The organism is Bartonella bennetti, assembly GCF_045945445.1.
Classification (GTDB): Bacteria; Pseudomonadota; Alphaproteobacteria; order Rhizobiales; family Rhizobiaceae; genus Bartonella.
The window spans coordinates 206,855-226,376 of sequence record NZ_CP174576.1; the positions used below are offsets into that span (position 1 = coordinate 206,855).

Genomic DNA, 19,522 nt, shown 5'->3' on the forward strand with positions numbered 1-19,522 from the left:
ATTAGGAATAACCTTTTTCTTATGTCAATAGACTTGTGAAAAGAGAAAGATTGAATAATACGTTTTTTTATTTTAGATAATTATTGATTGGTTTTCTATGAGCACATTGCGTTCAGATACTATCCTTATCATTGATTTTGGTTCACAAGTTACGCAACTCATCGCACGACGAGTGCGAGAAGTAGGCGTTTATTCCGAAATTGTTCCTTTCCAGTCTGCTTTAGAAGGATTTAAGCGAATCAATCCTCAGGCTGTTATTTTATCAGGCAGTCCTTATTCGGCTGTCGATGACGGTTCACCACGTGTTCCAATGGAGATTTTTAACGCTGGTATTCCGGTTCTTGGTATTTGTTATGGCGAACAAATTATGTGTGTTCAGCTTGGTGGAAAAGTTGAAGCAGGACATGAACGTGAATTTGGACGCGCTTTGTTAGATATAAAAGAAGAAAGTGCTCTTTTTGATGGTGTTTGGGAGAAAGGATCATGTCATCAAGTTTGGATGAGTCATGGTGATCGTGTGGTTGCTTTGCCAGAAGGCTTTCATGTTATTGGAACATCACAAGGAGCTCCTTATGCTGCTATTGCTGACGAAAAACGTCGTTTTTATGCGGTACAATTTCATCCTGAAGTCGTTCATACAACAGATGGAGCAAAACTCTTAAAAAACTTTGTTTATAAAATTGCTGGTCTTAAAAATAATTGGTCAATGGCTGCTTATCGTGAACAAGCAGTTGCTGCAATACGCAAAAAGGTTGGAAAAAGTCATGTAATTTGTGGTCTTTCAGGTGGTGTTGATTCATCTGTTGTAGCTATATTACTTCACGAAGCTATAGGTGATCAGCTAACATGTGTTTTTGTCGATCATGGGTTGATGCGTAAAAATGAGGCAGAAGAAGTTCTTACACTTTTTCGAGAGTATTATAATATAAAGCTGGTTCATGTTAATGCTGCTGATATGTTTATCAATGCACTTGAAGGCGAAACCGACCCAGAAAAAAAGCGGAAGATAATTGGTCGCCTTTTTATTGAAGTTTTTGAAGAAGAAACAAAAAAAATAGAAGGCGCGGAGTTCTTAGCACAAGGAACACTTTATCCAGATGTCATTGAAAGTGTTTCAGCAATTGGTGAACCCATAACGATTAAAAGTCATCATAATGTAGGCGGGCTACCAGAACGGATGAAAATGCAACTTATAGAACCATTGCGTGAACTTTTTAAGGATGATGTTCGTTCTTTAGGGCGAGAATTAGGTTTACCTGAACAATTTATTGGGCGTCATCCTTTTCCGGGACCTGGTTTGGCAATTCGATGTCCGGGTGCAATTACACGCGAAAAATTAGAAATTTTACGTGAGGCAGATGCTATTTATCTTGATGAAATCAGAAAAGCTGGCCTTTATAATAAAATTTGGCAAGCTTTTGCTGTTCTTCTTCCTGTTCAAACCGTTGGTGTAATGGGTGATGCACGCACTTATGAGTTTGTCTGCGCTCTTCGTGCTGTAACATCTGTAGACGGTATGACCGCTGACTTTTATCCGTATGATATGGAATTTTTGAGTAAAGTAGCAACACGTATTATTAATGAAGTTCAGGGTATTAATCGTGTTGTCTATGATATAACTTCTAAACCTCCTGGTACTATTGAGTGGGAATGATTGAAATCAAGAATAGTAAAGATATAGCCTTTTTAGGATTGAACATTTCAGAAAGTTAGAACGTAAAAAAAGAAAATTGTTATAAGCTTTGTATTAATGATTTTTAATTGTCATTAATGCCGTTTTAGCGAACTATCGTTTAAAATTAAGAGAAGTTTGAAAATATGTTGAAACAAAAAATTATTGCTCATCGTGGTGGAGCTAGTCTTTATTCTGAAAATACGCTTTCAGCATTTCGTCATGCGATTGCATTGGGAGTGGACGAAATTGAATGCGATATTCATCTTCTTAAAAGCGGTGAAGTTGTTATATTTCATGATTTTTCCCTTGAACAATTGGTTGGGAAAAAAGGATATATTCATGAGATTGATAATGAAACACGTCAGCAACTCCGTGTGAAAGGAAGTACTGAAGCGCCTCCTTTATTAGAAGAATTGCTTGATCTTTTGGTGCCAACCAATGTAGCACTTCATCTTGAAATCAAAACATGTGGTGAAATTGAGCGTGAAACTCTTTTATCTCAAAGAGCGCTTGAATTAATCAAAAGTAGAAACTTAGAAAAACGAGTTTCAGCAATTAGTTTTGATGCTACGAGTCTTCGTCCTTTTATTAAGGCAGGAATACCATCTGGGCCATGTATTGATAGTTTTAAAGGCAATATGTCTTGTTGTTTTTCTGAATGGAAAAAATTAGGGTATTCTGATCTAAGTTTGGATAGCTCTATTGTATCACGAGACTTTATTGAATCTGCTCTTGATTTTGGCTTCACTGTAGGTGTATGGACAGTTAATGGGGTGTCCCGTTTGTCTCATTGGTTTGATATGCCGGTGAATTATATTACGACAGACCAACCTGATCTTGCTTTACGATTACGTTCACAAAAATAAAAAAAAGGAGTTTTTTTACTGATTAAGTAATCTGGAAGGAAAAATTTTCTAGGTTGATTGTGTGCGTTTTCCTGTTTGTTTATTAAAAGTGTGAAAATTCTGATTAGGAACAGTGAAGCTTAATTTTTGTCCATAATCATTTGTGAGACGTTCTTTGATTTCAACAGTGAAAATAATATTGTTCCAGCGTGTTAAAACGTGACATCCTGTGCCTACAGGTTTTATGAGTTCGATATGCGCATGAAAAACGGGTCCTTTTTCCGGATATTCACCTAACAAAGTTGCTTCTGGCCTAAATGCTAAAATATCGGTTTCTTTGTTAAAAGAAAATGAGAAACCTAAATATTGCTCTAAGATCTGACGATCAAGAAAATTAATAGGTGGAGAACCAATGAAGCCAGCAACAAAGGTCGTGGCTGGGTAATCATAGATTTCCATTGGCGTTCCAATTTGTTCAATACATCCTTTATTCATGACAACTATTCGGTCAGCTAATGTCATAGCTTCTAATTGATCATGTGTGACATAAAGACTGGTTGTTCCTAAGGAACGCTGGAGTGTTTTAATTTCAATGCACATTTGGGCGCGTAATTTCGCGTCAAGATTTGAAAGTGGTTCATCAAAGAGAAAAACACGTGGTTGGCGAACAATGACACGTCCCATTGCAACACGTTGACGTTGTCCTCCTGATAATTGCCGTGGTTTACGGTCAAGAAATGGTTCTATTTCCAAAAGCTTTGCAGCATGGGCGATACGTTTATTCATTTCCTCTTTAGGCGTTTTTCGATTTTTGAGACCATATTCCAAGTTTCCACGTACAGTCATATGTGGATAAAGTGCATAGTTTTGAAAAACCATAGCAATGTCACGATTTGCTGGCTCAAGATTATTAATAAGCTCATTGTCAATATAAAGCTCACCAGAGGTAACTTGTTCAAGTCCAGCAATAATACGTAATAGAGTTGATTTCCCACATCCGGATGGACCAACAAGAACGAGAAGTTCTTTATCAAAAACAGTTAAATTCAAGTTATTAATAACAAGACTATCATTATCATACTGTTTTATTATATTTAATAGTTGGATTGTAGCCACAATTATTTCTCCGTTTCAATGAGACCTTTGACAAAAAGCCGTTGCATGAAGATAACGACTAAAACCGGTGGAGTCATAGCAACAACCGATACTGCCATAAGGATATTCCATTGAGGATCATGTTGCAGTGATTCAACAACGAGTTGTTTCAATATAACAAGAATAGTTTGATGGTTTTGATCTGTTGTAACAATAAGAGGCCAGAGGTATTGTATCCATCCGTAAATGAACATAATAATAAATAAAGCCGCAATATTACTTTTGCTAAGGGGAAGAAGAATGTCCTTAAAAAATTTCAATGGTCCTGCCCCATCAACACGTGCAGCTTCTAAGAGTTCATCAGGGACAGTGAGAAAAAATTGACGAAATAAAAATGTAGCGGTTGCTGATGCAATTAATGGAATAATCATTCCACTATAAGTGTTTATCATTCCTAATTGTGCAACTATTGTATATGTTGGAATAATACGGACTTCAATAGGAAGCATTAACGTAATAAAGATAAGAGCAAAGGCAGTTTTACGAAAAGGAAAACGCATATAGACGATTGCATAAGCAGAGAAGAGTGAAATAGTAATTTTTCCAATACTAATACCAATAGCCATAATAAATGAGTTCATTAAAAGTGGCCAGAGACGTGGAAGACCAAGTTGTACAAGGCCATCACCAAAGATTGTTTTATAATTTTCTAAGCCGTATTGTCCTGGTAAGAGAGGAAGCGTTCCTGCATTAAATGTTGCTGAATTATGTGTTGATGCAATAATGGCAATATAGACTGGAAAACAGATGATAAGAATACCAATAATGAGAATGAAATGAGTGAAAAATTTCAAAAAAGGACGGTTTTCAACCATAACTTCTCTCCTAATATTGGACGCGACGTTCAATCCAGCGGAATTGGATTAATGTTAAAATAATAACCATCAGCATTAATATCGTTGATTGCGCAGCTGATGCACCAATCATTTGATTTTTAAAGCCATCTTCATACACTTTATAAACGATTGTACTCGTTGCTCGTGCAGGTCCTCCAGAAGTCATGTTATCAATGATGCCAAATGTATCAAACATGACATAATTGACATTGATAATCAGTAGAAAAAAAGTTGTTGGTGAAATTTGTGGAAAGATTATCGTCCAAAATCGTTTAAAAGGACCGGCACCATCAATGGCAGCTGCTTCTATTTGCGAGTGAGGGACCGATTGAAGACCAGCAAGAAAAAAGAGAAAATTATAGGAAATTTGTTGCCAACTAGCAGCAATTACAATGAGAATTATAGCTTGAACACTGTTAATACGATGGTTCCATATAATACCTATTTTTTTGAGGAAAAAAGGAAAAGTTCCAATAGTTGGATGAAAAATAAATAACCATAATATACCTGCCAATACAGGAGCAACAGCATATGGCCAAAGTAAAAGCGTAGTATAAGCTTTTTTTGCATGGATAACACGGTTAACCGAAACAGCTAGAAGAAGTGATATTGTCATTGAAACAAGTGTGACAGAAATAGAAAATATGATCGTTGTAAGCAGTGATTGTATATAAGTAGTGTCAGAAAAGACAGTTATGTAGTTTTCAAAACCAATAAAGGTTGTTGAAAAACCAAAAGGATCTTCACGCTCAAAGGATGATTTTATTGCTTGAGCGCCGGGCCAAAGAAAAAATAAAAAAGTTATCGCAAGTTGAGGAAAGAGTAGCCAATAAGGAAGTAGGCTATTTTTGAAATATGCGTGTTTTTCTTGCATGTGCAGGGCTCTTTAATAAGAGTCATCGGGAAAAGAGAATTGAAATATACCAATTTTCAAGATCTAATTTTTCAACTTTGAATAATGATCATGAAACATTAATGATTGGCTTTTTCAAATTCGCGTAAAAGCTTATTACCACGTTTAACTACTTCATCTAATCCCTCTTTTGGTGATTTAGAACCATTCAGAACAGCCTCCAATTCTTGATCAAGAATCGAACGAATTTGTGGTAAGCTACCAAATCTTATCCCTTTTGAATTTTCTGTTTGTGGATTTAAATTGATTTGTTGAATAGCAATATCTATACCTGGATTCTTATCATAAAAATTTTGGTCTCTACTTAATTGGTAAGCAGCTTTTGTGAGAGGAAGGTATCCTGTTTTTTGATGCCACTTAACTTGATTATTTGTTTGCGAGAGAAATTTAAGAAAAGCTGCTGCACCTGCATATTCTTTAGATGTATGACCTTTCAAAGTCCAAATAGAGGCGCCACCAATAATCGAGTTTTGTGGTGCATCTTTTACATCATCATAATAGGGAAGCATACCAAATCCAACATTAAATTGGGCCTCTGAAATAATTCCACCGCGTGATCCTGATGATTGTATTAAAATTGCACAGTTTTGTGCCATAAACATTGGTACTGAATCGAGTGCACCAGCTGGACCACCGTAACGAAAGATACCTTTATCTGACCATCTTTTAAGATCTGTCCACATCCGTATTTGCAAAGGACTGTTCAATGTTAGTTCTGCATCAAGTCCATCAAGACCATTTCTTTTTGTTCCTACAGGAATGTTATGAAATGCTGAAAAATTTTCTATGCCAATCCATTGTGCAGCATAAGTCATTGTGAAACCACAATTCGCAGCTTTTTTATCAAGAATTTTTTTTGAAAAATCTTCTATATCTTTCCATGTTTTAGGTGGTTGTTCCGGATTAAGCCCAGCTTTTTTAAAAATATCCTTATTATAAAAAAGGATTGGTGCTGAAACATTAAATGGCATAGAGAGCATACGTCCTTGAGCATCAGAATAATAGCTACTAATAGCAGGTAAATAGTCTAGGGTATCGAACTCTTGCTTTGTATCAGCCATGAGCTGGTAAAGTGGATAGACCGCACCTTTTGCAGCCATCATAGTACCTGTGCCAACTTCGTAAATTTGGGCGAGAACTGGTTGTTGTTTCCCTCGAAATGCTGCGATAAGTGATATCATACTTTCTTCATACTCACCGCGAAATGAAGGAACAATTTTATAATCAGATTGGCTTTTATTAAAATCATTGATAAGATTTTCTGTTTGTTTTCCTAGATCGCCACTCATAGAGTGCCAAAAGCTGATTTTTGTTTGTGTGAAACCCGTTTTTGCCGCAGTTATAGCAATCATAAATGCTGCTAAGGAAAGATAAAGACGATTCATGATTCATCCCTTTTTGAATTGATGGAGCACGGTTTTCTCAGGACTATTAATGTAATTCATAAATATATCATGATGGTTCTCTTTCAGAAAGATGCCAATTCATTTAAACATGAACCATGCAAAGGTCAAACGAATTTGTGTAAATTGACCAGTTTTCAACTTTTGTGATTGTCTGGATGTGATTGTAATGGTCGGCATTATAAAATGGCAATGATTCCAAAAAAAATGAAAAAAGATAATCAGAAAGGCAAACAGTCAAGGATTCTTATATGAGATGATATAATCTTTAGGTTGATTGTTTACATTCCAATAATATTACATGTCTTAACGTTCGGTTATAGCGTTAATGATGGTGTTAACATTGTATTCCATCATATCAAGATAAGTTGCGGCAGGGCCTTCTTTTTCGGATAAGGCATCGGAATAAAGTATGCCACCAATTTTTAAACCTGTTTCTTTTGAAATTTGTTCTATAAGACGAGGATTGGAGATATTTTCAACAAATAATGCGGATACTTTATTGTTTTTAATTTGTTTAATAAGTTTAGCAACATCTGCTGCAGTAGCTTCTTTTGAAGCGCTTTCGGGAGAAATGATGGTGAGTCCATATTCATGAGCAAAATAACCAAAGGCATCGTGAGATGTAATAATGGTTCGCTTATCTTTCGGGATAGTGGAAATTCGTGTTGTAATGGTTGTATGCAGTGCTTTTAGTTTTTGAATATAAGTCTGAGCATTTTTATTATAATTTTCACATGATTGTTGATCGATTTTACAAAGAGCGGCGGCAATATTTTTGACGTAAGTTTCAACATTAGGAATAGCTTGCCAAGCATGTGGATCAATATTGCCGTGGTGATGCGTCCTATTGCGTTTTTCGTATTTAATTTCTAATGGGGGAATATTAGCACTGACTTCCACAAGAAGCGCTTTTGTTCCAGTTGCTATCGTAAGCCGATTTATGAAATCTTCTAAATATAGACCGTTGATGAAAATAATATGAGCATTTTTAATAGTTTTTGCATCACGAGGTGTAGGTTCGTAACTGTGGATGCTTGTATTGGGACCAACAAAGGTAGTGGTCGAGATATGATGGCCTCCTACATTTTTTACTAAGTCTGTAAGAATGGAAAAGCTTGTGACAACATTAATTTTTTGATGCGCAGCGGCAGAAAGTGGGAAGAGAAGTAATAGAAGAGAGTTCAGCAGAACAAATTGTTTAGCAAATTTATGCATGTTGTTTTCTTATGATGGAAAGGATGTATAGGAAAAGGCGAGGGAACCAAGTTGCAATGAGTCCAGGTGGGCTTATAAGACAGGTAAGAAGATAGATAGATCCTGCAACTATAATGATAGATGCACCAGAGGGTAAGGATGTATGAAAAGAGAGCAGGAGACCAAATACACTGGAAGTTATTCCTAAAATAATTGATAATACACAGATAGGGCCCAAACGCGAAAGCCAAAAACGGGCAGTGATGGCTGGAATCATCATAATGCCGATGGACATGAGTGTTCCTAATGATTGAAAACCGCCAACTAGGTTTAATACCATGAGTCCAAGTAATAAAATGTGAACATATTTTCCTAGTGGAGAGAGTGATTTAAAAAATAGTGAATCAAAACTTTCTACTACAAGAGCTCGCCAAAAAATACACAGATTACTTATTGTTATGAGCATTATAACAGTAATTAGCCAAATAGCCTGTGTATTAATAGAAAGCACTGAACCGAATAAAAGATGCAATAAGTCAATTGTTGATCCTTTGAGAGAAATAATCGTGACACCTGTTGCTAATGCAAAAAGATAGAAGACAGTCATTGAGGCATCTTCTTTTTGAAAACTATTTCGCGAAATCAAAGTAGCTGCTAATGCGACAATAATACCAGCTCCAACTCCACCAAGAGTCATGAATATGGGAGAAAAACCACAGAAAAGAAAAGCGACGGCGACACCAGGAAGAATAGCGTGTGATATTGCATCACCTGTTAAGCTCATACCACGTAACATTAAAAATACCCCAATAGGGCAGGCGCTGATCGTTAATAAAACGGAACCAATTAAAGCATTTTGCATAAATTGGAAATCAATAAAAGGCGCGAGAAAAAATGCGTACACGTGTGATAATCCAGTTTAGATAAAATTACTTGACAGAAAAGCCTCGTTCTTGTCGCTTGATATGGAAAAATTGGATATGAGAGATGACGTAATAGGGGGATTATTGGCACTTAATAAGTGCGTTGTTTCTCCATAAAAAGCGTGTTTTTTATTAATATGAATCATTTGTGGAAAATATTCTTGAACAATAAGAGGATTGTGAAGCGCTATAAGAATTGTGCGACCTTTTTGTTGCCAATGAGTAATCAGTTTTAGGAGTTCTTTTTGGGTTTTAAGATCCACACCGTTGAAAGGCTCATCAAGCAATATAATATCGGAATCTTGGACAATAATACGTGCAAAAAGAGCACGTTGTAATTGCCCATTTGATAGTGTGTTAAGTGAACGGTGAGCAAGTGCTGTAAGCCCAACTATTTCTAGTGCATTTTGAATTTTATATTGGTAGGAATGTTGGCTTTTCCATAAGCCACAGAAAGACCATAGTCCCATTTTAACGAGTGTTTCTACATCAACTGGGAATGTTCGATCAATGTCACAGTATTGGCCAAGGTAAGCAATACGGCTTTTCGTTAGTTTTGTAATTTTACCACTGATAGGTTTAATTAATCCGGCAATAGCTTTAAGAAGTGTAGATTTCCCAGAACCGTTATCACCGGTTATTGCAATTAATGAATTTTTTGTCAGTTTTGCTGAAAATTTTTTTATAACAATTCTGTTTGTGTAACCTAATACCACATTATTGAACTGTAAGCTCATATTGATACCATTCTTTTTTTAATATTTTCAAATACGTTATGTTATATAATTACATATGTCAATCAAATGTTATCTTATATCCTTTGTTTTTAGGAGACTTTTCACGGCAATGGGAATATCGTAGAAAATTTAAAATAGCTTTGAATTTCTCTTGACGAAATCATGTCTATGTATACTATATATAGTATTAGAATGATCGGTGATTCAAAATAAATGCTAAATGTGAATACATTGTTCATTTTATTGAAATCAGATTATTTCATAGTGCAGTACCATATATTTTAGAGTAGCAGTTCAATTGGAATGTCACCTTAGGGGAGTTTTTTTGTTCATTGTCTATGTATTAAATTTTTTTGTGGTGGAAAACAAATGAAGGCACTAACAAAGTGGCTGTAAAGGCTACAAAGGTAGTTGGCTTTATGATGCTTTTCATTCAAAAACAGTGAAACAAGAAAAATGCTAGTAGGTAGTTGTTGTATAACGGAGAGCAGTTATTGCGACTGTAAGCCATTTCTTCGTTTGTACTATGTTTTATTTTAAGGGAATGTAGTAATTTAAAACTACATTCATCAGCTTGTAAGTCATTTTAATTGAAACATGACTAAGTGTTTTAGTGTGTAATTATTGTGTAAATGTTGTGAAATTATCATAATTAATTTGTTTCTAAGTTATTTTTTGAATTATGAAAGTTGAAAAGAATGATCACTATTTATAGTAAACCATCTTGTGTTCAATGTGATGCTACCTATCGTGCTTTTGATGCTAAGGGTGTTGATTATAATGTTATTGATATTTCTTGTGATGAACAAGCGTATAATTTTGTTCAATCTTTAGGATATCGTCAAGTGCCTGTAGTAGTTTGCGATGATAATCATTGGTCGGGTTTTAGACCAGATATGATTAATGGTCTTTGTGGCTAATGGGGCTTATTGTTTATTATTCGAGTGCAACGGGTAATACTGAACATTTTGTTTCTCAGCTTGACCAACGACTTTTCAAAATTGATAAAAAAAATCCATCAATATTGGTTAATGAGCCGTACGTGTTAGCTGTACCTACTTATGCAGATGGTAAAGGTAGATTGGCTGTGCCAAAAGCAGTGATTCATTTTCTTAATGAAGTGGAAAACCGTGAATTGGTTCGTGGTGTCATTGGTGGTGGAAATCGCAATTTCGGTTGTTATTATAATTTAGCGAGCAAGATAATTGCAGAGAAATGTTGTATACCTTGCCTCTATCGTTTTGAGCTTCGAGGAACTGAGGAAGACGTTATTTGTGTGAAAAAGGGATTGGAAAAGTTTTGGAAACAATAAGTGTAAAAAAACTGGAGACGCCAGATCAAATTACAGATTATCATGCACTCAATGCGATGCTTAATCTTTATGATGAGAATGGTCATATTCAATTTGATATGGATAGACTTGCTGCTCGGCAGTATTTTCTCCAACATGTTAATCAGAATACGGTTTTTTTTCATAATTTAAAGGAGAAAATAGATTACTTGGTAGAAGAAAATTATTATGAGAGAGAATTATTTGAACTTTATGATTTTTCTTTTATCAAAAAGCTTTTTAAACGCGCTTATGCATTTAAATTTCGTTTTCCTACTTTTCTAGGCGCGTTCAAATATTACACGAGTTATACATTAAAGACTTTTGATGGTAAACGCTATCTTGAGCGTTATGAGGATCGTGTTTGTCTTGTTGCTTTATATTTAGCACAAGGGATTAAAGACCTTGCTGAGGGGTTGGTTGATGAAATTATTACAGGGCGGTTTCAACCAGCAACACCAACATTTTTGAATGCGGGCAAGAAGCAAAGAGGTGAATTAGTATCGTGCTTTTTGTTACGCGTTGAAGACAATATGGAATCGATAGGTCGTTCCATTAACTCAGCTTTACAGCTTTCGAAACGCGGTGGAGGTGTGGCACTTTGTTTGACAAATTTACGAGAAGCAGGGGCACCAATTAAGAAAATAGAAAATCAATCATCGGGTGTTTTACCTGTGATGAAAATGTTAGAAGATGTATTTTCTTATGCTAATCAACTTGGTGCGCGACAAGGCGCTGGTGCTGTTTATTTACACGCACATCATTTAGATATTATGAAATTTTTGGATACAAAACGAGAAAATGCTGACGAAAAAGTCAGAATTAAAACGCTTTCTCTTGGTGTTATTATTCCTGATATCACTTTTGAGCTTGCTCGCAATAATGAGGATATGTATCTTTTCTCATCTTACGATATTGAGCGGGTTACAGGAAAACCTTTTAGTGATATCTCTTTGACAGAGCATTATCGCTCTTTTGTTGATAATTCAAAGATACGCAAAAAGAAAATAAGTGCGCGGGTTTTCTTCCAAACATTAGCGGAAATTCAGTTTGAATCAGGATATCCATATATTTTGTTTGAAGATACGGTCAATCGGGCAAATCCGATAGAAGGCCGTATTAGTATGAGCAATTTGTGTACAGAAATTTTTCAGGTGAGTGAAGCCAGTGAACTGGAAACAGATTTAACTTATCGTGCTGTTGGCAATGATATATCTTGTAATCTTGGCTCAATGAATATTGCAAAAGCGATGGAGAGTAATAACTTTGGGAGAACAGTGGAAATAGCTGTGCGTGCCCTAACAGCTGTTTCTGATATGAGTAATATTGCTTGTGTGCCTTCTATTGCAAAAGGCAATGCTGAGAGTCATGCGATTGGTTTGGGACAAATGAATTTGCATGGTTTTCTAGCCCGTGAAAAGATCTATTATGGAACGCCGGAAGCAATTGATTTTACCAATATCTATTTTTACACAGTTACATATCATGCATTGCGTGCTTCTAATTTAATTGCGCGTGAACGTAAAAAAATGTTCGTAGGATTTGAAAAATCAGCTTACGCAGATGGAAATTTTTTTACAAAGTATATTGAGAAAGAATGGAAACCACAATTTGAGCTAGTACAAGAGCTTTTTACACGTAATAATATCGTTATTCCGAACCAAAGAGATTGGCAAGAGCTCAAGCAATTAGTTGCTCAATATGGGCTTTATAATCGCTATCTTCAGGCTGTACCACCTACAGGATCTATTTCCTATATTAACTATGCAACTTCTTCTATTCATCCAATTGCTTCGAAGATTGAAATTCGCAAAGAGGGAAAAATAGGACGTGTTTATTATCCTGCTCCTTATATGGATAATACGAATTTAGAGTTTTATCAGGATGCTTATGAAATTGGGCCTGAAAAAATTATTGATACTTATGCTGTTGCTACGCAGCATGTCGATCAGGGTCTTTCGTTAACTTTGTTTTTTCCTGATACAGCAACTACACGTGATATTAATCGTGCACAAATTTATGCCTGGAAAAAAGGCATAAAGAGCATTTATTATGTACGGTTACGGCAGATGGCATTGAGTGGAACAGAAGTCGATGGTTGTGTTTCATGCAGTTTGTAGGAGATGATTATATGACCAAAATTACAACCAAAAATGCTGTTGTTTGCGCTATAAATTGGAATAGACTCCATGACGAAAAAGATCTTGAAGTTTGGAATCGTTTAACTGGTAATTTTTGGTTACCTGAGAAAGTACCATTGTCCAATGATATTCCTTCATGGGCTAGTTTGACGGAGGAAGAACGAAAACTGACAATTCGTGTTTTCACAGGTCTTACTCTTCTGGATACGGTTCAGAATACTGTGGGAGCTATTTCGCTTATGGCTGATGCTGTAACAGAACACGAGGAAGCAGTATTAACGAATATTGCATTTATGGAAGCGGTTCATGCACGTTCTTATTCCTCTATTTTCTCAACTTTATGTTCGACAGTGGAAGTTGATGATGCATTTAGATGGTCGGAAGAAAATACCTATTTGCAAAAAAAAGCGAGATTAATACTTGAGCATTATGAGGCGAATGAACCGCTAAAGAAAAAAATTGCTTCGACTTTGCTTGAGAGCTTTTTATTTTATTCTGGTTTTTATTTACCCATGTATTGGTCAAGTCGTGCTAAGCTGACTAATACCGCTGATTTAATTCGGCTTATTATTCGTGATGAGGCTGTTCACGGCTATTATATCGGTTATAAATTTCAATTAGGTTTTGCGAAGCTTGATGAAGCTAAAAAACAAGAAATAAAAGATTTTGCTTTTAATATACTTTTTGATCTTTATAATATTGAGTGTAAATATACTGAAGATCTTTATGATGCTATTGGGTTAACAGAGGATGTTAAGGTTTTTCTTCATTATAATGCAAATAAAGCATTAATGAATTTAGGTTTTGAAGCTCTTTTTCCACCTGAAGTGTGCCGTGTTAACCCTGCTATTTTAGCAGCTTTGTCACCGAATTCTGATGAAAATCATGACTTCTTTTCAGGATCAGGTTCTTCTTATGTTATTGGTAAAGCAGTTGCAACTGTGGATGAGGATTGGGCGTTTTAATGAGTGAAGGAAAAGAGAAGCGCACGAGGTATTTTATTTAAATCTTCACGTATTTTTAAACATTTAAATCCATTTTTTTTAAATAAATCACAAACTTCTTTTTCTTGAGAATAGCCAATTTCAACAGCGATATGGCCCTTCTCTTTTAAATAATTTGCTGATTCATGGGCCAATTTTCGATAAAAATCAAGGCCGTCTTCTCCACCAATTAGGGCGCGCAAAGGGTCGTGTTGGCGCACTTCTTTTGCAAGGTTTTTGATTTCTTTTTCTGGAATATAAGGAGGATTGGAAATAATGAGATCAAATTGTCCCTTGACGGAATCAAACCAGTTGCTGAGAAGAGGTGTAAAACGGTGGGCAACATTTGCATGTTGTGCATTTTTTGTAGCTGTCTTTAAAGCATCTTCGGAAATATCAACGGCTACAGCATAGGTTTGAGGAATTTGCTTGAGAATTGCTATGGCAATAGCTCCACTTCCTGTTCCCATATCAAGCAGTGTAGCTTGTTCTGATTTCTTTAGATATGTTTTAAGAATTGGTAAAACAAGATCAACAAGTGTTTCTGTATCCGAACGTGGTTCTAACGTATCTTTAGACAAGGTAAATGGTATACCGTAAAATTCTCGTGTCCCGGTAATACGGTAGACAGGTTCACCTGCAATACGTCGATTTATAGCTTGTTCTAATTGTACGAGCTGTTCAGAAGATAGACACATATTTGGTTGCAGAATTCTATCGGATGCAGTAGTTCCTGTTACCCATTCAACGAGTATTTTTGCGTTAAGATCGGCTTCAGAAATTCCTTGATATTGCAATTTTTTTTGTGTTTTTTGAATGGTTTTGCTGAGCGAATGATCGTTCATCTACTATGATCCATTTCAGTAAGGAGTGTTGTCTGATGATCAGAAATGAGTGCATTAATCAGCTCATTTAAATCTCCTTCCATGATACGATCAAGTTTATATAGAGTCAGATTAATACGATGGTCAGTTACACGTCCTTGTGGAAAATTATAGGTGCGAATACGTTCTGATCGATCACCAGAGCCAACTTGAGTTTTGCGGGATGCTGAACGTTCACTCTCTGCTTTTTGTCGTTCAATATCGAATAAACGCGCACGTAAAATTTGGAGTGCGCGTGCGCGATTTTGATGTTGTGATTTTTCTGCTTGAACAACCATAATTCCTGTTGGTATGTGCGTAATACGAACAGCTGAATCAGTTGTATTGACATGCTGCCCACCTGCACCAGATGCACGCATTGTATCAATGCGGATATCTTCTGGGCAAATTTCAATATCAATTTCTTCCGCCTCTGGTAAAACTGCAACAGTGGCGGCTGATGTATGGATGCGTCCTCCTGTCTCTGTTTCAGGGATGCGTTGTACGCGATGGACACCTGATTCAAACTTAAGTTTAGAAAATACACCTTTTCCTGAAATGGTTGCTATAATTTCTTTATATCCACCAACTTCACCATCACTCAAAGAAATGACCTCAACTTTCCAGTTATGAGTATTAGCATAACGTTCATACATACGGAAAAGGTCTCCTGCAAAAAGTGCTGCTTCTGATCCTCCCGTTCCTGCTCGAATTTCAATAATAACGCTTTTTTCATCAGCAATGTCTTTGGGCAAAAGAAGAATTTGGAGTTCTTGCTCAAGTTCCTGAATTTTTTGATATAATGATGATAGCTCTTCTTGGGCCAAATTACGCATTTCTGTGTCTGTTTGTGTATCACTTATTATGGTTTCGATATCTGCTATTTCTTTATAGAGAGAATTTAATGCTCGTATAGGAACTATAATTGGCTGTAATTCTGCGTATTCGGAAGCTAATTTTACATATGTTTCCGCATTTGGGTTCTCAGCCATTTGGCTTTCAATTATTTTGAAGCGTTTTTCAAGCTGCTTCATGCGGTCTTGTGGCAAAGAAACCATGGCAATATCGGCCTAATTCATTGAATGTTAGAAGTTGATAATATTATACCATTATATTATTGTAGGGGGTAATAAAGAAGAAAAATACTCTTGCCAACCAAATTATAGAATTTTAGAATAAATTTATGTAAAAACTTGATGTGCATAAGTAGTTTCTTTTATTATACACATAGGTTTATTAATTTAGGAAGTGCGTTTTTTTCCGTAAATTTCAAGACGATGATGAACAATATTATAGCCAAGGGAATGGGCAATTTCTTCTTGCAACTTTTCAATGATAGCAGATTGAAATTCAATAGCTTCTCCTGTGTCTATATCAATAAGATGATCGTGATGTTCACTTTTTGCTTGTTCAAAACGAGAAGGTCCCCCATTGAAGGCATGGCGATGAATAGTTCCATTTTCTTCTAATGTTTTCATTGTGCGGTAAACAGTTGATAGCGAAATACTAGAGTCTATTTTATGAACACGCTGAAAAATTTCAAATGCATTCGGATGATCATCTGTGTCGGCTAAAACGTCAAGAATGATACGTCTTTGACGCGTTACTCTTAGACCGGCGATTCGCAATTCTTTTTCATAACTTTGTTTATTCATTTAATTCTTTGATTTTTTAGGTGAAGGATCCATGACAATGCTTATATTTTTTTCCTGAACCACAAGGACAAGATTCATTTCGTCCAACTTTTCCCCATGTTTTTGGATCATTAGGATTGCGTTTTTGGGGATTAACTAACCGATTTTCGTTTATCTGCGTCCATGCTGTAATGTTATTTTTTTCGCTCTGACTACTGGAAGGATATTGGGAGCGAGATCTTTCCGGTATTTTTGATTCTACGGGTTGTTGAATAATTTCAAAATGCATGAATTTAGAAATAAAATTTTTACGGAGATTGATAAGCATAGTTTGAAAGAGTTCAAATGACTCTGTTTTGTACTCATTGAGAGGATCTCGTTGTGCATAACCACGGAAGCCAACAGCAGAACGTAAATGATCTAAATGAACTAAATGCTCACGCCATAACATATCAATTGTTTCAAGTAGTATAGCTTTACGAAAGTAAGTGATTATTTCTGGACTATAGCGTTCAGAGCGTTCCTTTTCAAATTTTTCAACAGCCTTTGTTATGCGTTCTACAATTTGTTCTTCTACAATTCCTTCTTCGCTTGCCCATTTTTCTATTGGAAGGTTTAAATTGAAAACCTGATATAGTTCCTTTTGTAAATCTTTCACATTCCATTTTTCTGCGTATGTTCCATATGGAATGTGGGTTTCTACTAGATCTTCAATGACTTCATTACGCATTTCAACGGTCATTTCAGTTAAATTTTCTGCATTCATAACTTCCATGCGTTGCTCAAAAATAACTTGGCGTTGATTATTCATCACATCGTCATATTTTAAAAGATTTTTACGAATTTCGAAGTTCCGCGCTTCAACCTTTTTTTGAGCTTTCTCAAGAGCTTTATTAATCCATGGATGGATAATGGCTTCATCTTCTTTTAGTCCAAGCTTTTGCAGCATACTATCCATACGGTCAGAACCGAAGATACGCATGAGATCATCTTGAAGAGAAAGAAAAAATTTTGAACGTCCAGGATCACCCTGGCGACCAGAACGACCGCGAAGTTGGTTGTCAATTCGACGACTTTCGTGGCGTTCAGTAGCGATAACATAAAGACCCCCAGCAGCTAACGCTGTCTCTTTAAGTTGTTGAACATCTTTTTTGATTTCTTCAATTTTAGCGGTTCGTTCTGGGCCTTCAGGTATATTCTGCAATTCTTGCCGAATACGTATTTCAACATTGCCACCAAGTTGTATATCGGTACCACGACCTGCCATATTGGTTGCAATAGTCAACGCTTTAGGAACACCTGCTTGCGCTATAATATGTGCTTCTTGTTCATGATAGCGAGCGTTCAAAACTTGAAAATCAGTAATACCTTCTTTCCGTAAGCGTTCTGCTAATTGTTCCGACTTTTCAATAGAAGTAGTTCCAACCAGAATAGGCTGTCCTTTTTCATGAGCTTGACGAATATCGCGAACAATGGCTCGATATTTTTCTTCTGCTGTTCGATAAATTTCATCATCTTCATCACGGCGTTGAACGGGTAAATTTGTAGGGACTTCAACAACCTCAAGATCATATGTATTATTAAATTCTTCAGCTTCCGTTATAGCTGTTCCAGTCATACCAGATAATTTTTTATACATACGAAAATAATTTTGGAAAGTAATAGAAGCTAAGGTTTGATTTTCTGGTTGAATAGTGACATGTTCTTTGGCTTCTAATGCTTGATGTAATCCTTCAGAATAACGCCGCCCTGGCATCATACGACCAGTAAATTCATCAATGATAACGATCTCACCATTGCGGACAATATAATCTTTATCACGAATAAACAATTTATGTGCTTTTAGAGCGTTATTAATATGGTGGACAATTGTAACATTTTCTATGTCGTAGAGGCTTTCATTTTTGAGGTGCCCAGCTTTTTTAAGTATTTCCTCAATTTTTTCAGTACCAATTTCAGTAAAAGTTGTTGTTTTTTGTTTTTCATCTATTTCGTAATCCTCTGGTGTTAGGAAAGCAATAAATGCATCAATAAGATTATAAAAATCAGTACGATCTTCTAAGGGACCAGAAATAATAAGCGGGGTTCGTGCTTCATCAATGAGAATTGAGTCAACTTCATCAATAATTGCATAATGATGGCCACGTTGTACCATTTGGCTACGATCAAAAGCCATATTATCGCGAAGATAATCAAATCCTAATTCATTATTTGTTGCATAAGTAATATCACATGCATAAGCTGCTCGACGAGAATCATTATCAAGATGGTTGAGAATAACACCAGTTGTCATACCTAAAAAATCGTAGATTTTCCCCATTGTTTCAGCATCACGACCGGCAAGATAATCATTAACCGTGACAACATGGACCCCTTTTCCTTCTAAGGCATTAAGATACACTGGTAAGGTTGCCATTAATGTTTTACCTTCACCAGTACGCATTTCAGCAATTCCTCGGTTATGAAGAACCATTCCACCAATAAGCTGTACGTCAAAGGGGCGCATGCCGTAAACACGCTTTGCTGCTTCACGAACAGTTGCAAATGCTTCTGGTAATAGCGAATCAACCGTTGCGCCTTCAGTTAATCTTTTACGAAATTCCGCGGTTTTTTGGTGTAATTGCTTATCGCTTAATTTCTGCAATTGTTCTTCTAAGGCATTAATTTGTATTGTTTTTTGGCGAAGTGCTTTTATGCGGCGTTCATGAGCCGAACCAAAAAATTTATGCGCAAGAGCACCTAAATTGACCATTTCTGGTCCTTTCTTTCATTTGTTATCACCGCAATGGGTGTTTATAAATTGTACCTATCACTCTGCATTACCTAAAACGCTTGATATAATTAGGTGTGTGCAGCGCTTTATGTTAAGTAATATATAATGTTTTTT

17 protein-coding genes are annotated in these 19,522 nt (G+C 36.1%); 6 read left to right on the top strand and 11 right to left on the bottom strand.

Annotated features, from left to right (window positions below):
• The first annotated feature begins 97 nt into the window (after positions 1–97).
• On the top strand, positions 98–1,654 hold the full coding sequence (guaA, locus tag ACJTDF_RS00775) for a glutamine-hydrolyzing GMP synthase (RefSeq protein ID WP_407965718.1): 1,557 nt from the start codon (positions 98–100) through the stop codon (positions 1,652–1,654).
• 164 nt (positions 1,655–1,818) lie between these two features.
• Positions 1,819–2,541, top strand: coding sequence for a glycerophosphodiester phosphodiesterase (locus ACJTDF_RS00780; RefSeq protein WP_407965719.1), 723 nt, complete (start codon positions 1,819–1,821; stop codon positions 2,539–2,541).
• A 48-nt stretch (positions 2,542–2,589) separates the two neighbouring features.
• On the opposite strand, the gene ACJTDF_RS00785 is transcribed toward ACJTDF_RS00780, so the two are convergent.
• The 7 genes from ACJTDF_RS00785 to ACJTDF_RS00815 all read right to left on the bottom strand — a co-directional run bounded on the left by ACJTDF_RS00785 (position 2,590) and on the right by ACJTDF_RS00815 (position 9,684).
• Entirely contained in the window at positions 2,590–3,636 is a 1,047-nt protein-coding gene (locus ACJTDF_RS00785) for a sn-glycerol-3-phosphate import ATP-binding protein UgpC (protein ID WP_407965720.1), read from the bottom strand.
• A 2-nt stretch (positions 3,637–3,638) separates the two neighbouring features.
• Positions 3,639–4,490, bottom strand: a complete 852-nt coding sequence (ugpE, locus tag ACJTDF_RS00790; RefSeq protein ID WP_407965721.1) for a sn-glycerol-3-phosphate ABC transporter permease UgpE — start codon at positions 4,488–4,490, stop codon at positions 3,639–3,641.
• Positions 4,491–4,500: 10 nt separating this feature from the next.
• Entirely contained in the window at positions 4,501–5,385 is an 885-nt protein-coding gene (gene ugpA, locus ACJTDF_RS00795; RefSeq protein WP_407965722.1) for a sn-glycerol-3-phosphate ABC transporter permease UgpA, read from the bottom strand.
• Positions 5,386–5,483: 98 nt separating this feature from the next.
• Positions 5,484–6,809, bottom strand: a complete 1,326-nt coding sequence (gene ugpB / locus ACJTDF_RS00800; RefSeq protein WP_407965723.1) for a sn-glycerol-3-phosphate ABC transporter substrate-binding protein UgpB — start codon at positions 6,807–6,809, stop codon at positions 5,484–5,486.
• 324 nt (positions 6,810–7,133) lie between these two features.
• Complete coding sequence (locus tag ACJTDF_RS00805; protein ID WP_407965724.1) at positions 7,134–8,045, bottom strand: metal ABC transporter solute-binding protein, Zn/Mn family; 912 nt, start codon at positions 8,043–8,045, stop codon at positions 7,134–7,136.
• Complete coding sequence (locus ACJTDF_RS00810; RefSeq protein ID WP_407965725.1) at positions 8,038–8,928, bottom strand: metal ABC transporter permease; 891 nt, start codon at positions 8,926–8,928, stop codon at positions 8,038–8,040. Before ACJTDF_RS00810 ends, ACJTDF_RS00805 begins: the two co-directional genes overlap by 8 nt.
• A 15-nt stretch (positions 8,929–8,943) precedes the next feature.
• On the bottom strand, positions 8,944–9,684 hold the full coding sequence (locus ACJTDF_RS00815; RefSeq protein WP_407965726.1) for an ABC transporter ATP-binding protein: 741 nt from the start codon (positions 9,682–9,684) through the stop codon (positions 8,944–8,946).
• 698 nt (positions 9,685–10,382) lie between these two features.
• Here ACJTDF_RS00815 and nrdH point away from each other — a divergent pair.
• Genes nrdH through nrdF form a run of 4 tightly spaced genes read left to right on the top strand, consistent with a single transcriptional unit; the run spans position 10,383 to position 14,120 of the window.
• Positions 10,383–10,604 carry a glutaredoxin-like protein NrdH gene (gene nrdH, locus ACJTDF_RS00820; RefSeq protein ID WP_407965727.1) on the top strand — a complete coding sequence of 74 codons (222 nt, stop codon included), beginning with the start codon at positions 10,383–10,385 and terminating at the stop codon, positions 10,602–10,604.
• Positions 10,604–10,996, top strand: coding sequence for a class Ib ribonucleoside-diphosphate reductase assembly flavoprotein NrdI (gene nrdI / locus ACJTDF_RS00825; RefSeq protein ID WP_407965728.1), 393 nt, complete (start codon positions 10,604–10,606; stop codon positions 10,994–10,996). Before nrdH ends, nrdI begins: the two co-directional genes overlap by 1 nt.
• 56 nt (positions 10,997–11,052) lie before the next feature.
• Positions 11,053–13,134, top strand: a complete 2,082-nt coding sequence (nrdE, locus tag ACJTDF_RS00830; protein WP_407966193.1) for a class 1b ribonucleoside-diphosphate reductase subunit alpha — start codon at positions 11,053–11,055, stop codon at positions 13,132–13,134.
• A gap of 11 nt (positions 13,135–13,145) precedes the next feature.
• Positions 13,146–14,120 carry a class 1b ribonucleoside-diphosphate reductase subunit beta gene (nrdF, locus tag ACJTDF_RS00835; RefSeq protein ID WP_407965729.1) on the top strand — a complete coding sequence of 325 codons (975 nt, stop codon included), beginning with the start codon at positions 13,146–13,148 and terminating at the stop codon, positions 14,118–14,120.
• Here nrdF and prmC read toward each other — a convergent pair.
• The 4 genes from prmC to secA all read right to left on the bottom strand — a co-directional run bounded on the left by prmC (position 14,117) and on the right by secA (position 19,387).
• Positions 14,117–14,983, bottom strand: coding sequence for a peptide chain release factor N(5)-glutamine methyltransferase (prmC, locus tag ACJTDF_RS00840; RefSeq protein WP_407965730.1), 867 nt, complete (start codon positions 14,981–14,983; stop codon positions 14,117–14,119). The genes nrdF and prmC overlap by 4 nt on opposite strands.
• Positions 14,980–16,059, bottom strand: coding sequence for a peptide chain release factor 1 (gene prfA / locus ACJTDF_RS00845; RefSeq protein ID WP_407965731.1), 1,080 nt, complete (start codon positions 16,057–16,059; stop codon positions 14,980–14,982). Before prfA ends, prmC begins: the two co-directional genes overlap by 4 nt.
• 183 nt (positions 16,060–16,242) lie before the next feature.
• Positions 16,243–16,656, bottom strand: a complete 414-nt coding sequence (locus ACJTDF_RS00850; protein WP_407965732.1) for a Fur family transcriptional regulator — start codon at positions 16,654–16,656, stop codon at positions 16,243–16,245.
• A gap of 16 nt (positions 16,657–16,672) precedes the next feature.
• Positions 16,673–19,387: a preprotein translocase subunit SecA gene (gene secA, locus ACJTDF_RS00855; RefSeq protein ID WP_407965733.1), complete on the bottom strand. Its 2,715-nt coding sequence runs from the start codon at positions 19,385–19,387 to the stop codon at positions 16,673–16,675.
• Positions 19,388–19,522 lie beyond the last annotated feature (135 nt).